The organism is Cupriavidus sp. TMH.W2 (assembly GCF_050847365.1).
GTDB lineage: Bacteria > Pseudomonadota > Gammaproteobacteria > Burkholderiales > Burkholderiaceae > Cupriavidus.
Genome location: NZ_CP193793.1, coordinates 2061902 through 2075384, shown reverse-complemented (window position 1 = coordinate 2075384; position 13483 = coordinate 2061902). Strand labels below are relative to the sequence as shown.

Here is a 13483-nt window from a genome sequence, read left to right as displayed (position 1 = left end):
CATGCGTCCCAATTTCCTGCTTTCGCTGACGGCCGCTGCCGTCCTGACGTTCAGCCTGGCGGCCTGTTCCGACCAGCCTGAACCCGTCGCCGAAGCGCCCAGGCTGCCGCCGGGCGTGATCCAGCCCGAGGGCAACCTGCAGCAGGCGCTGAAGGTGGCGCAGGTGGCTGCCTCCCCGTTCAGCGAGATGCTGCGCGTGGCCGGCCGCGTCGACTTCGACGAACAGCGCGTGGCCCGCATCGGCGCCAGCGTGACCGGCCGCGTGACCGACCTCTATGCCACGCTGGGCCAGGAAGTGAAGGCCGGCCAGGTGCTGGCGCGCCTGCACAGCAGCGAGCTGGGCGCGGCGCAGATGGCCTTCCTCAAGAGCGAGGCCCAGACCGAGCTGCAGGCCCGCAATGCCGAGCGGGCGCGCCAGCTGTTTGCCGCCGACGTGATCGGCCGCGGTGAGCTGCAGCGCCGCGAAAGCGAACTGGCGATTGCCTCGGCCGAGATGCGCGCCTACCGCGACCAGCTGCGCGTGCTGGGCATGTCGCAGGCATCGATCGCCGAACTGGCGAAGCACGGCAGCATCAACTCGCATTCGCCGGTGTTTTCCAGCATCAGCGGCACCGTGGTGGAGCGCAATGTGGCGCAGGGCCAGGTGGTGCAGCCGGCCGATGCGCTCTACACCGTGGCCGACCTGTCGCGTGTATGGGTGGTGGCCGAAGTGCCCGAACAGCAGGCCGCCCAGGTGGCCGAAGGGCAGAGCGTGGACATCGAGGTGCCGTCGCTGGGCAACGGTGCCGGCAACAAGAGCATCACCGGCAAGCTGATCTATGTCGGCCGCACGGTCAACCCGCAGTCGCGCACGGTGCTGGTCCGTACCGAGCTGGACAACCGCGAAGGCCGGCTCAAGCCCGCGATGCTGGCGAGCATGCTGATCGCCGGCAAGCCGGTAGACCAGCTGGTGATCCCGGCCGCCGCGGTGGTGCGCGACGGCAATGACGAGCTGGTCTATGTCGAGATGCCCGGCAACAAGTACCGCCTGACCAAGGTCAGGCTGGGCGCCGAGAGTGACAGCATGCGCGTGGTGCAGAACGGTGTGAAGGCCGGCGACCGCATCGTGGTCGATGGTGCCTTCCATCTCGACAACGAGCGCAAGCGCCTCGAGCAAGGATAAGCGGCCATGATGAAATCCCTAGTCGAAGCCGCCATCAAGCAGCGGCTGGTGGTATGCGTGATTGCCGTGGTGCTGTTCTTCTTCGGCCTGCGCGCTGCCACCAGGCTGTCGGTGGATGCTTTCCCCGATGTCACCAACGTGCAGGTGCAGATCGCCACCGAAGCCGCGGGCCGTTCGCCCGAGGAAGTGGAGCGCTTTGTCACCGTGCCGGTGGAAATGGCCATGACCGGGCTGCCCGGCCTGGAAGAGATGCGCTCGCTGAACAAGGCGGGCCTGTCGCTGATCACGCTGGTCTTTACCGACGCCACTGACGTGTATTTTGCCCGCCAGCTGGTGATGGAGCGCCTGATCGAAGTGGGCGGGCGCATGCCCGAAGGCGTGTCGCCGGTGCTGGGCCCGGTTTCCACCGGCCTGGGCGAGGTCTACCAGTACACGCTGGACCGCGCCGACGACGGCAACCGCGAACTGGCGCAGGAAGAGCTGGCCGAGCGCCGCATCGCCCAGGACTGGGTGGTGCGCCCGCTGCTGCGCTCGATCCCGGGCGTGGCCGAGATCAACTCGCAGGGCGGCTATGTGCGCCAGTACCAGGCGCTGGTCAACCCGGAGCGCATGCGCCACTACCAGATCTCGATCCAGCAGGTCTATCAGGCGCTGGCGCGCAACAACGCCAACTCCGGCGGCGGCGTGCTGCCGCACTATGCCGAGCAGTACCTGATCCGCGGCGTGGGCCTGGCCCGGGGCGTGGATGACCTGGGCAGCATCGTGCTCAAGGAGATCAACGGCACGCCGGTGTACCTGCGCGACGTGGCCAATGTCACCATCGGGCATGAGGTGCGCCAGGGCGCGCTGGTCAAGAACGGCCAGACCGAGGCGGTCGGCGGCATCGTCATGATGATGCGCGGCGGCAATGCCAAGGAAGTGGTCAGCCGGGTGAAGGCGCGCGTGGCCGAGATCAACGAGCGCGGCATGCTGCCGGGCAAGCTGCAGATCGTGCCGTATTACGACCGCAGCGAACTGGTCGACTCCGCGCTGTGGACCGTGACCAAGGTGCTGCTGGAAGGCGTGGTCCTGGTGGTAATCGTGCTGTTCCTGTTCCTGGGCGACGTGCGTTCGTCGGTGATCGTGCTGGCCACGCTGGTCTTGACGCCTTTGCTGACCTTCATGGTGATGAACGAGGTGGGGCTGTCGGCCAACCTGATGTCGCTGGGCGGGCTGGCCATTGCCATCGGCCTGATGGTCGACGGCTCGGTGGTGGTGGTCGAGAACGCGTTCGAGCGGCTCGGCCACAAGGAGCCGGGCCTGAGCAAGACCGAGATCCTGGTCAAGGCCGTGCAGGAAGTGGCTACGCCGGTGATCGTGGGCGTGGGCATCATCATCCTGGTGTTCCTGCCGCTGATGACGCTGTCTGGCATGGAAGGCAAGATGTTCGCGCCGCTGGCGTTCACCATCTCGATCGCGCTGGCGATCTCGCTGTTCCTGTCGCTGACGCTGTCGCCGGTGCTGTCGTCGTACCTGCTCAAGGGCGGCGCCGAGCACGATACGCGCGTGATCGCCTTCATGAAGCGCCACTACCTGCGCCTGCTGCACTGGGCGCTGGGCAACAGCCGCAAGACGGTGATCAGCGCGGTGGCGGCGTTCGCTGCCACGCTGGCGATCGTGCCGCTGCTGGGCACCTCGTTCATTCCCGAGATGAAGGAAGGCTCGATCGTGCCCGCGATCGACCGCGTGCCCAACATCTCGCTGGAAGAGTCGATCAAGCTGGAAAAGGAAGCCAACAAGCTGGTGCTGAGCGTGCCGGGCGTGAAGTCGGTGGTGTCCGGCGTGGGCCGCGGCGAAAGCCCGGCCGACCCGCAGGGCCAGAACGAATCGACCCCGATCGCCAGCCTGAAGGACCGCGACGAGTGGCCCGACGGCTGGACCCAGGACGATATCGCCAACGCCATCCGCGACAAGCTCAAGGCCATTCCCGGCGTGCAGATCGTGATGGCGCAGCCGATCTCGGACCGTGTCGACGAGATGGTCAGCGGCGTGCGTTCGGACGTGGCGGTGAAGGTGTTCGGCGACGACCTGGACAAGCTGCGCGAGCTGGCGGGCGAGATCGCCCGTGTGGCCGGGGGCATCCAGGGCTCGCAGGACATCCGCATCGAGCGCGTGTCGGGGCAGCAGTACCTGTCGATCGAGATCGACCGCCAGGCGATTGCGCGCTACGGGCTGAACGTGTCCGACATCCATGACGTGATCGAGATTGCCATCGGCGGCAAGCGTGCCACGGACATCTTCGAAGGCGAGCGCCGCTTTGCCGCGGCGGTGCGCCTGCCTGAGGCATTCCGCGACAACGTGCAGGCCATCCGCCAGTTGCTGGTGTCCACGCCCAACGGCACCCAGGTGCCGCTGCAGAGCGTGGCGAAGATCGAGGTCAACGACGGCCCGGCCCAGATCAGCCGCGAAATGGCCAAGCGCCGCGTGGTGGTGATGATCAACGTGAAGGACCGCGACCTCGGCGGCTTCGTGGCCGAGCTGCAGCAGGCCACCGGCGCGAAGGTGAAGCTGCCCGAAGGCTATTACCTGGAGTGGGGCGGCCAGTTCCAGAACATGGAACGCGCCATGGGCCACCTGAAGATCATCGTGCCGGTCACCATCGCCGCGATCTTCTTCCTGCTGTTCCTGCTGTTCAACTCGCTGCGCTTCGCCACGCTGATCATCACCGTGCTGCCGTTCGCTTCCATCGGCGGCATCATCGGGCTGTTCGTCACTGGCGAATACCTGTCGGTGCCGGCCTCGGTGGGCTTTATCGCGCTGTGGGGCATGGCGGTGCTGAACGGGGTGGTGCTGGTGTCGTACATCCGCACGCTGCGCGACTCGGGCTTGTCGCTCGATGAGGCGGTGGTGCAGGGCGCGACCCAGCGTTTCCGCCCGGTGATGATGACCGCGACCATTGCGATGCTGGGCCTGGTGCCGTTCCTGTTCTCGACGGGGCCGGGGTCCGAGGTGCAGCGTCCGCTGGCGGTGGTGGTGATCGGCGGGCTGATCACCTCGACGCTGCTGACGCTGGTGATGGTGCCGACGCTGTATCGCTGGTTCGATGACCGCAAGCCGGATCCGACCAGGGACGTGCCGGTCTGATGGTCTGGTGCCGCCGGGCGGTTGTTGCCTGGCGCCCTTTTTGCTGCCCCCGCGCCAGCAAGCAAAGCGCCTAAGATGATCTATGTCGGGGTCCGACACCGCCGAGGGAGTCAGAAGTCATGAAGCGCCCGTTTCCATGCGCGCTGTCATGCGTCTCGGCTGTCGCATGGATATCGGTCGCGGCAGCCGCGCAGGACTACGCATACACCGTCAATGTTCAGCTGCGCGACGGCAAGACCGTGCAATGCGCGGTGAATCAGCCGCCGCAGGCGCCCCTGGTACCCGAGACGGCACTCAGCACCAGCGAACGCGTGGAAGCGGAAGTGCTGGCGACGCAGCGCCTGCGTCTGCTGTCGGGGCCCCGCGCGCCGTATCCGACGCCTTACACCGCACCGGCCATCGCCTGTTTTGCACTGAGCCGCTGACGCAAGGATCGCACGGGTCTCAGTTTGCCAGTGGCAAGGCGACAGTCAGCGTGACCCCCTTGCCGCCAATGCCCGGCGACAGCCTCACGCTGCCCTGGGCCGCCAGCACGATCTCCTTGACGATGGCCAGGCCCAGCCCGGTGCCTGGCTGGTGCGGGTGCGCGCAGCGGTAGAAGCGGTCGAACACCTTGGGGCGGGTCTCGGGGGGAATGCCGGGCCCGTTGTCGCTGACCGCGAGGATGGCGTGGCGGTCCGTGGTTGACAGCGACACCGTCACCTGGCCGCCGTCCGGGGTATAGCGGATGGCATTGTCGACCAGGTTGGAAATCACCGCGACCAGCATCCATTCGTTGATCCGCACGCTGACGTTGTGCCCGGCCAGTTCCGCGCCAAGGTCGATCTGCTTGCGCTGCGCCAGCACCACCAGGTCTTCCAGCACGGCGGTGATGACCGGCGCCAGCTCAACAGCCGGCTGGCCAGCCGCCGTGCCGCTGGCGCCCTGTGCTTCGGCTTGCGAGAGCAGCAGCAACTTGTTGGCGAGGTCGGTCATGGCCCGCGTGCTGCTTTCCATCGAGCCCACAATCTCGCGCAGCTTGCTGTCGTCCTGCGACTGGACGGCGTACTGCAACTGGGTGGCCAGCACGGCCAGCGGCGTGCGCAACTGGTGGGCCGCGTCGGCGATAAAGCGCCTTTGCTTCTGCACGTATTCGTTGAGCCGCTGGATGCATTGGTTGATCGCCTCGACGATGGGCCGCAGTTCCATCGGCAGGTCGCCCGGCCTGATCGGCTGCAGGTCCATCGGGTCGCGTCCCGCCACCTCGTCGCGGGTGCGGACCAGCGGGCGCAGTTCCACCGTCAGGCCGCACAGCACCAGCAGCACCGCCAGCAGCAGCAAGACGATTTCACGCGTGAGTGCCGGCAGCCGCAAGCTGCGCACCAGTTCCTGGTTGCCCTTCAGCGTCTGGCCCACGGCCACCGTGATCTTGGTTGCCTGTCCGCTGTTGAACATCAGGCGCGAGATCTGTATCACGCGCACCGGCATGTCCTCGAAGCTGGAGCCGTAGAACACGGGGCTGGCGGCGCCGGCCAGCGGGGCTTGCTCAAAGCGCGGGTTGCCCGCCAGGATCCGTCCGGTGTCATCTGCCACACGGTAGAAAACATGGTCGCCATAGGGCGAGTCAAACAGCGAAAGCGCCGCCGGCGGTACCTGCGCCACAAGCCGGCCGTCGGCCCAGCCGATCTGGCCGGCGATCACATCGGCCGATGCCTGCAGGGCGCGGTCCTGCACGCGATTGGCGGTGTCGACGGCGCTCACATATGAGGCGTAGCCGCTGATCAGGACGAAGCCGGTCAGCGGGACCAGCAGCCAGAGCAGCAGGCGCGCGCGCAGGCTGTGGATCATTGCTTTTGCTGCAGCAGATACCCCAGGCCGCGCAGCGTCATGATGGCTGCCTGGCAGCCCTCGAGCTTCTTGCGCAGGCGATGGATATAAATCTCGACGGCGTCTTCGCTGGCCTCTTCCTCGAGCGCGTAGATGCCCTCCATCAGCGCCGTCTTCGAGACGGTCTTGCCCTGCCGCATCATCAGGATCTCAAGCGTGGCGTGTTCCTTGAGGCGCAAGGGCAGCAACTGCCCCTGCACATAGAACTGGCGGGTATCGCTGTTGTAGGTGAGGTCGCCGCAAGTCAGCTCGGACTGCTTCTCACCGGTGTTGCGGCGGGCCAGCGCCTTGATCCGGGCCACCAGTTCGCGGACCTCGAAGGGCTTGACCAGGTAGTCATCGGCGCCGAGCCCGAGGCACTCGACCTTCTCGTCGACCGAGCCGCTGGCGGTCACCACCAGCACCGGCAGATTGTTGCGGCGCGTGCGCAGCCGGCGCAGCAGGTTCTTGCCGCTCAGCCGGGGGATCTGCAGGTCCAGCAGCACCACGTCGTAGTGCTGCGTCATCAGCAACTGGTCCGCGTACTCGCCATCCAGCGCGGTATCCACCATGAAGCGCTCCTCTTTCAGCAGCCTGGCGAGCCAGTGAATGAGCGAGGCGTTGTCTTCGATCAGCAGTACCTTCATGAACAGCTCTTGGGTCTGGGGCGGGGATTTGGCGGGAGTTCGGGCGGGAGCCGGTCGGATTGGGGCATGGTCGGGCCCGGCCCGTATTTTTAACGCTGGTTGGGCCGTTTGGGTGCATCGGGATTTCACCTAGGCCCGGGGAAAGCTGCGTGAAGGATTCCGGTGCCTAGAATCAATCGCTGTGCTTCGCGGTGCGGCGAACCCACATCAAGAACAGAAAGGACGGAGACACATGAATCCATTCCGGAAGGTCTCGCTGGCCGGCGCCATGCTGGTAGTGCTTGCAGTGCCTGCCGCTGCACTTGCAGCCGATGGCGGCGGCAAGATCACGATCATGGTGGGCGGTGCAACCAAGATCATTTATCTGCCGGCCAGGTTGACCGAGCAGCTGGGCTACTTCAAGGAAGAAGGGCTGGACGTCGAAATTCAGTCGCAGCCGGCAGGAGTCGATGCGGAGAACGAATTGCTCGCAGGCGCCGTGCAGGGTGTGGTCGGCTTCTACGATCACACCATCGACCTGCAGAGCAAGGGCAAGGAGGTCGAGGCCGTGGTGGTGTTCGGCCAGGTGCCCGGCGAGGCCGAGATGGTGGCCACCAAGGCGGCCACCCAGATCAAGAGCATGGCCGATGTCAAGGGCAAGACGCTGGGCGTGACCGGGCTGGGTTCGTCGACCAACTTCCTGACCCAGTACCTGGCATTCCGGGCCGGGGTGTCGTCCAGCCAGTTCACGGTCCTGCCGGTCGGGGCGGACAACACCTTTATCGCCGCCATCCGCCAGGGCCGCATCGACGCCGGCATGACCACCGAGCCGACCATCTCCCAATTGCTCAAGACCGGCGAAGCGCAGGTGCTGGTCGATATGCGCACGGTGGAAGGCACCACGCAGGCGCTGGGCGGGCTGTATCCGGCCTCCAGCCTTTATATGCAGCGCGCCTGGGTGGACAGTCACAAGGAGCAGGTGCAAAAGCTGGCGCGGGCCTTCGTCAAGACACTGCGCTTCATGAAGACGCATACTCCCGATGAGATCGCGCAAAAGATGCCCAAGGACTACTACGGGAACAACCGCGAGCTTTATGTCAAGGCGCTGGGCGCGTCGCTGCCCATGTTCACGTCCGACGGCAAAATGCCCGCGGGCGGCCCGGAAACCGTGCTGAAGGTGCTCGCTTCCTTCGATCCCACGGTCAAGGGCAAGCACATCGAGCTTGCCCGGACGTACACCAATGCGTTTGTCGATCAGGCAAAGTAGGCCGTCGCCATGACAGCGGGCCGGCATGCTCCTGCCTGGGCCGGCCCCGAGGAATTCTTATGACTCACCCAGTATTGCAGGACACGCCGGCGATCGAGTTCGATCATGTCTCGTGCCGCTTCATCTCGCCGGATGGCAAGGCCACGGTCGCTCTGCGCGATTTCTCGATGACGGTCGGCAACGGAGAATTCGTTGCCATCGTCGGGCCGACCGGCTGCGGCAAGTCGACCACGCTCAGCCTGATCACCGGCCTGCTGACCCCAAGCGCGGGCGAGGTGCGGCTGATGGGGCAGCGTGTCAACGGCATCGATCCGCGCATCGGCTTTGTGTTCCAGGCCGACGCGGTATTTCCCTGGCGCACCGTGATGCATAACGTCGCGGCGGGGCCGCTGTTCCGCGGCAGCTCGCGCGACGCAGCCTATGGCCTGGCCGAGCAGTGGATCCGCAAGGTGGGCCTGGGCAAGTTTGGCGACCACTACCCGCACCAGCTTTCGGGCGGCATGCGCAAGCGCGTGGCGCTGGCGCAGACATTCATCAACAACCCGCAGATCCTGCTGATGGACGAGCCGTTCAGCGCGCTCGACATGCAGACCCGCACGCTGATGCAGGATGAACTGCTGCAGCTGTGGTCCCAGACCGCAGGCTCAGTGGTGTTTGTCACGCACGATCTCGAGGAGGCGATTGCCATGGCCGACCGCGTCCTCGTCCTGACCGCGCGCCCGGCCACGCTCAAGCGGGTCTACGAGATCGACCTGCCGCGCCCGCGCGTGACCTCCGAGATCCGCTATGACAAGCGCTTCGTGGAACTGTCGCGCGAAATCTGGGCTGACCTGCGCGAGGAAGTCCACATCGACTAGTGCATATGCCGCGAAATGACGCAATGAGAATGACCATGGAAGCAGACATCGCTTTTGCCGCGCAGGACGAGGCCTTTGAAATTCAGGCCCGGATCAAGGCACAGCGCCGCTACTGGCTGATTGTCAGCCTGCGCGTGCTGTTGCTGGTGGTGGTGCTGGGCGGCTGGGAACTGGCCGGAAGGCTGCACTGGATCGATCCCTTTTTCTTCTCCATGCCGACGCTGATCGCCGAGCAGATCTACGACTGGTTCGTCAATGGCACGTCACAAGGCCCGTTGCTGGCCCAGGTGGCGGTCACGCTTGAAGAGACCGGGCTGGGCTTCCTGATCGGCTCGATTGCGGGCGTGGTGTGCGGCATTGTCCTGGGGCGCAACAAGTTGCTGGCCGACGTGTTCAGCATCTACATCCAGATTGCCAATTCGATCCCACGCGTGGTGCTGGGCTCGATCTTTGTGATCGCGCTTGGCTTGGGGATGGCGTCGAAGGTAGCGTTGGCGGTGGTGATGGTGTTCTTCGTTGTCTTCGGCAATGCCTTCCAGGGCGTGCGCGAGGCCGACCGCTACCTGATCGCCAATGCGCAGATCCTGGGGGCGTCAAAGCGCCAGCTGACGTTCGCGGTGGTCGTGCCTTCAGCGCTGAGTTGGATCCTGGCCAGCCTGCATGTCAGCTTCGGCTTTGCGCTGGTGGGCGCGGTGGTGGGTGAATTCCTTGGCTCCAAGCAGGGCATCGGGCTGCTGATTGCCACGGCACAGGGTGCATTCAACGCCAGCGGCGTGTTCGCGGCGATGATCGTGCTGGCGGTGGTGGCGCTGGCGGCGGACTATCTTCTGACCCGGCTGGAGAACCGGTTGCTCAAGTGGAAGCCAAGCAGCTTGGGGTGATGCCTGCAGCGGTCCGTCGCGAATTCTCCGTCGTCTCCTTTGTCCCACGTCTGTCTGGTTGCGGCGTGGGGTTTTTCTTTGGTTCGCTGGGGAATGAATTGCCCCTGACGGGGCGTCGTCCTTCTCGTTGGCTTGGTTATGTAGGGCGGGTTCGATGTTGTCGTAGGTTTAACCGCCTGGTTCCGCCCTGAAGGGCGGGTCACTTTTGTCCGAGCGACAAAAGTAACCAAAAACGCGTCGCCGGTACGACTCACCCACATAGGTAACAGAACAGTTCAAGCACATAGGTAACAGTTTTCTACCCTGCATGGGCGACAGCCAAAGGGAGGCGCCCATGCCCTGGAGTGAGCTCAAACCTATGGACCAACGACTTCTGTTCATTGCCGAGCACCTGCGCCGCGCGGACAGCGTCAGCGCGCTGTGCGAGCGCTATGGCATCAGCCGCAAGACTGGCTACAAGTGGATCGATCGTTACGCCAATGAAGGCGCCAGTGGGCTCGCGGACCACAGCCGCAGCCGCCATGCGCAGGAGCGGATCGCCTATCCGATCCGCCAGGCGATCCTGGAACTGCGCGGGCAAGGCGGGATGGAGCTGGGGCCGAAGAAGATCCAGCAGCGCCTGGCCGAACGGTTTGGCGAGGCAGAGATACCCTCGCGCACGACCATCTACAACATCCTGAAGGCAGCGGGCCGGATCGATCCGCAACGCAAGCGCCGACGGGTGATGCGGTATGGCACGCCGCTGCGCTCGCCGCGCGAGCCGAACGCGCTGTGGAGTGCGGACTTCAAGGGACAGTTCCTGACGGCGGACCAGTGCTGGTGCTATCCGCTCACGGTGATGGACCACGCCAGCCGTTACCTGCTGAGTTGCAAGGGCCTGGCCGGCCCGCGGCTGGCGCCGACGAAGTCGGTGTTCAAGCGGCTGTTCCGGCGTTATGGGTTGCCGGACCGGCTGCGCACCGACAACGGCGTGCCGTTCGCGTCCACGGGGTGTGGAGGACTGTCGCAGCTGTCGATCTGGTGGCTGAAGCTGGGGATTGTGCCGGAGCGGATTGCGCCCGGGCATCCGGAGCAGAACGGCAGGCACGAGCGCATGCACCGCACGCTCAAGCGCGCGACGGCGTTGCCGCCAGCGGCGACGCTGGCGGCGCAGCAACGGCGCATGGATGCGTTCCGGCGCTTCTATAACGAACAGCGCCCACACGAAGCGCTGGGCCAGCAGACGCCGCACAGCTGCTACACCTCATCGAATCGGGAGTATCCGAGCCGGCTGCCGGAGATGAGCTATCCAAGCTACATGGAGACGTACCGAGTGAGCACCGCCGGTTTGCTCTACCGCCACAACGTGGTGATGTATGTCGGACACTTGCTGCGAGGAGAACTGGTGGGACTGGAGGCGATCGACGATGGCGTCTGGCATGTTCACTTCGGCCCAATCGTGATTGGAGGAATAGATGAACGCCACAACCGCAAGCGCTATCTAAGTCTCAAAGTGTTACCCATGTGAGTGAACTCGTTTGTTACCCATGTGGTTGTCCCGTACACGCCTCTGGCGGCTGGCCACCAATTCCACGATGTTGGTAGTTCCGGCGGCGGTGATTTCCGTTCGATGGGGTGGGTGGTTCGACCCTGCTACGCACCCTGTCTGTGCCCACATCAACGGACTATTGGACGAACCCGACTTTAGGCTATTGGCAGCCTACTAAGTACCGCGTCGGTCGGACGCCTTCGGCTGCGCTGCGCGCACGCCCTAGCGTGGCAGAGCTGCGGACCTCTTCCTGATATTCGCTGTTGGCCCGGCATCATTCACGACAACGCCGTGCGAGCGCAGCGACGCACTCCGTGCCAGGGCCCATGACCTAAGATACTGAGTGCGCGCAGCGCAGCCGTAGGCGTCCTACCGATAACCTGGTTAGAAGGCTGCCAACAGCCTAAAGTCGGGTTCGTCCAATAGTCCCTGGACGCAAGGCACATCCCGGGAGCGTAGCAGGGTCGAACCACCAACCCCGTCGAACGGAAATCACCACCGCTGGAACTACCCACACCGAGGAATTGGTGGCCAGCCGCCAGAGGCGACGCGTTTTTTGGTTACTTTTTGTCGCTCGGACAAAAAGTGACCCGCCCAGCAGGGCGGAACCAGGCCGTAAAACCTACGACAACATCGACCCCGACCGACATACCCAAAGCAAGCCAACGAGCACGAGACCAGCCAGCCACGCCTGCCAAGAGCCCAGACCAGCCGCACGGCAACAAGCGACCCCAAATCCAGCGAAGAACAAAAAACCCGGCTTGTGGCCGGGAACAAGGAAAGACCGGAGCATGAGGCGGCGCGCAGCGCCGCCATCCCGCAAGATCAGAAGCGCGTGCGCATGCCCACCGCAAACTCGCTCTGGTGCGAGAAGCCGTTGGCCTGGGACGCATGGTAGCCCTTCTGCAGGAACATGTAGTCCGCCGCCAGATAGACTTCGGTGCGCTTGGAGAAGTGGTAGAAGATCGAACCGTAGATGGTGTTCTTGCGGCCGCTGTCGGTGGCGGTTGATGCCGTCGTGCTGGAGAAGGCATTCAGGGTGAAGCCGCCGGCATTCAGGGCGGCATTGCCGGCCTTCATCATCTGGTAGCCCAGTTCGTAGTCAAACGCGCCAGCTGGTGCCACCTTGAACGAGACCGTGTAGGCGTCGTCGCGGCGCATGCCCAGTGCACCCTGATCGGCGGTGTAGTGGAAGTAGCCGGCATTGGCGCGCACGATGCCCCAGATGTAGTTGCCGCCGACCGAATAGGAGCGGTGCCAGAGGTCGCCGAGCTTGGCCTGGGTGTAGAAGCCGGAAACGTGGAAGTTGGTGCCATTGTAGCCGAGCGTCACGCTTTCCGTGGTGCCCCGCGACGGATTGCCCGGCACTTCGCCGAACTGGTAGCCAGCGCCGGCGGTCAGGCCATTGCTGAAGATCTTTTTCCACACCACGCCGTTGTTCATGCGCGTGCCGGTTGCGCTGCCCGCGTAGAAGACCAGCTGCTTGAAATTGTTGTTGTTGGTATAGCCGCCTTCTTCGGTGCTGATCACGGCTGAGCCATACGGGTCGGCGTAGATGCCGGAAGCGATCGGATCGCGCGCCAGCGCATCCTGGCGGCCGAAGGTCAGCTTGCCGAAGGTCTCGTTCTCTACTCCGACCCAGGCATCACGGTTGAACAGCACGCCGGGGGTGTCCATGGCGCCGTCAAAACTCTGGAATTCACTTTCCAGCTTGAAGATGGCCTTGGTGCCGCCGCCCAGGTCTTCAGAGCCAGTCAGGCCCCAGCGGTTGCCGCTGAACCATGCGGGCTGGTGGAAGCCGGTCAGGCGGTGGCCCTGGGCGTCGGCGTTGCTGATGGTGCTCAGCGTGGTGTCGATCAGGCCATACAGCGTGACCGACTGGGCGTGGGCCTGGCCGGCGCAGATGGCGCCGGCAGCAAGCGCGAGCGCGGTGAATTTGGTCTTCAAGTGACTCTCCTCAGGGGCGTGAACTCGTTCTGGTTGGCTCTGTGTTGCCGGCTGGTCCTGGACGGAATCGCCCAGGGGCCGGACAGACCTGCGCATCGTAGGCCGGTGAAGCCTTCATCCAGCTTTCCTGCTGTGGCGGTTCTGACTCAGGGGAAATACCGAGAAGGGCGAGGCAATCGGCCCTGGGGTGGGTGTCCTGAGCGGCTGCGGCGGATGGATCGGGAGCCCGTGGGAGGTCTGGAAGCAC

The 13483-nt window shown here is 64.7% G+C and carries 10 protein-coding genes; 7 read left to right on the top strand and 3 right to left on the bottom strand.

Features of this window, described 5'->3' with window-relative positions; all coding sequences use genetic code 11:
• Position 1 precedes the first annotated feature (1 nt).
• The 3 genes from ACREYQ_RS26890 (at position 2) to ACREYQ_RS26880 (ending at position 4710) form a co-directional block, all read left to right on the top strand.
• A complete protein-coding gene (locus ACREYQ_RS26890) occupies positions 2-1162 on the top strand; it encodes an efflux RND transporter periplasmic adaptor subunit (RefSeq protein ID WP_432261016.1) in 1161 nt (386 codons plus the stop codon).
• 6 nt (positions 1163-1168) lie between these two features.
• A complete protein-coding gene (locus tag ACREYQ_RS26885; RefSeq protein ID WP_432261015.1) occupies positions 1169-4285 on the top strand; it encodes an efflux RND transporter permease subunit in 3117 nt (1038 codons plus the stop codon).
• A 119-nt stretch (positions 4286-4404) separates the two neighbouring features.
• On the top strand, positions 4405-4710 hold the full coding sequence (locus tag ACREYQ_RS26880; RefSeq protein WP_432261014.1) for a hypothetical protein: 306 nt from the start codon (positions 4405-4407) through the stop codon (positions 4708-4710).
• Between the two features lie 19 nt (positions 4711-4729).
• On the opposite strand, the gene ACREYQ_RS26875 is transcribed toward ACREYQ_RS26880, so the two are convergent.
• Both ACREYQ_RS26875 and ACREYQ_RS26870 read right to left on the bottom strand, forming a co-directional pair.
• Positions 4730-6112, bottom strand: coding sequence for a sensor histidine kinase (locus ACREYQ_RS26875; protein WP_432261013.1), 1383 nt, complete (start codon positions 6110-6112; stop codon positions 4730-4732).
• On the bottom strand, positions 6109-6777 hold the full coding sequence (locus ACREYQ_RS26870) for a response regulator (RefSeq protein WP_432261012.1): 669 nt from the start codon (positions 6775-6777) through the stop codon (positions 6109-6111). The genes ACREYQ_RS26875 and ACREYQ_RS26870 overlap by 4 nt, the downstream gene beginning before the upstream one ends.
• Before the next feature lie 268 nt (positions 6778-7045).
• Between ACREYQ_RS26870 and ACREYQ_RS26865 the strand changes: the two genes are divergently transcribed.
• From ACREYQ_RS26865 to ACREYQ_RS26850, 4 genes are all read left to right on the top strand, one after another.
• Positions 7046-8023 (top strand): ABC transporter substrate-binding protein, encoded by a 978-nt coding sequence (locus ACREYQ_RS26865; protein WP_432262670.1) that lies wholly within the window; start codon positions 7046-7048, stop codon positions 8021-8023.
• 59 nt (positions 8024-8082) lie between these two features.
• On the top strand, positions 8083-8880 hold the full coding sequence (locus ACREYQ_RS26860; protein WP_432261011.1) for an ABC transporter ATP-binding protein: 798 nt from the start codon (positions 8083-8085) through the stop codon (positions 8878-8880).
• Between the two features lie 35 nt (positions 8881-8915).
• Positions 8916-9761 (top strand): ABC transporter permease, encoded by an 846-nt coding sequence (locus ACREYQ_RS26855; RefSeq protein ID WP_432261010.1) that lies wholly within the window; start codon positions 8916-8918, stop codon positions 9759-9761.
• Between the two features lie 358 nt (positions 9762-10119).
• The gene (locus ACREYQ_RS26850; protein WP_432258891.1) at positions 10120-11268 is read left to right on the top strand and encodes an integrase core domain-containing protein; all 1149 of its coding nucleotides are present in this window, start codon (positions 10120-10122) and stop codon (positions 11266-11268) included.
• A gap of 846 nt (positions 11269-12114) precedes the next feature.
• Here the strand turns inward: ACREYQ_RS26850 and ACREYQ_RS26845 are convergent.
• Positions 12115-13236, bottom strand: a complete 1122-nt coding sequence (locus ACREYQ_RS26845; protein WP_432261009.1) for a porin — start codon at positions 13234-13236, stop codon at positions 12115-12117.
• Between the last annotated feature and the right edge of the window lie 247 nt (positions 13237-13483).

What these genes read in the sequence shown, in the direction of transcription:
- ACREYQ_RS26875 (WP_432261013.1), bottom strand. Translation starts at nt 6,112, where the DNA reads ATGATCCACAGCCTGCGCGCGCGCCTGCTGCTCTGGCTGCTGGTCCCG.
- ACREYQ_RS26885 (WP_432261015.1), top strand. Translation starts at nt 1,169, where the DNA reads ATGATGAAATCCCTAGTCGAAGCCGCCATCAAGCAGCGGCTGGTGGTA.
- ACREYQ_RS26870 (WP_432261012.1), bottom strand. Translation starts at nt 6,777, where the DNA reads ATGAAGGTACTGCTGATCGAAGACAACGCCTCGCTCATTCACTGGCTC.
- ACREYQ_RS26860 (WP_432261011.1), top strand. Translation starts at nt 8,083, where the DNA reads ATGACTCACCCAGTATTGCAGGACACGCCGGCGATCGAGTTCGATCAT.
- ACREYQ_RS26880 (WP_432261014.1), top strand. Translation starts at nt 4,405, where the DNA reads ATGAAGCGCCCGTTTCCATGCGCGCTGTCATGCGTCTCGGCTGTCGCA.
- ACREYQ_RS26850 (WP_432258891.1), top strand. Translation starts at nt 10,120, where the DNA reads ATGGACCAACGACTTCTGTTCATTGCCGAGCACCTGCGCCGCGCGGAC.
- ACREYQ_RS26865 (WP_432262670.1), top strand. Translation starts at nt 7,046, where the DNA reads ATGCTGGTAGTGCTTGCAGTGCCTGCCGCTGCACTTGCAGCCGATGGC.
- ACREYQ_RS26890 (WP_432261016.1), top strand. Translation starts at nt 2, where the DNA reads ATGCGTCCCAATTTCCTGCTTTCGCTGACGGCCGCTGCCGTCCTGACG.
- ACREYQ_RS26855 (WP_432261010.1), top strand. Translation starts at nt 8,916, where the DNA reads ATGGAAGCAGACATCGCTTTTGCCGCGCAGGACGAGGCCTTTGAAATT.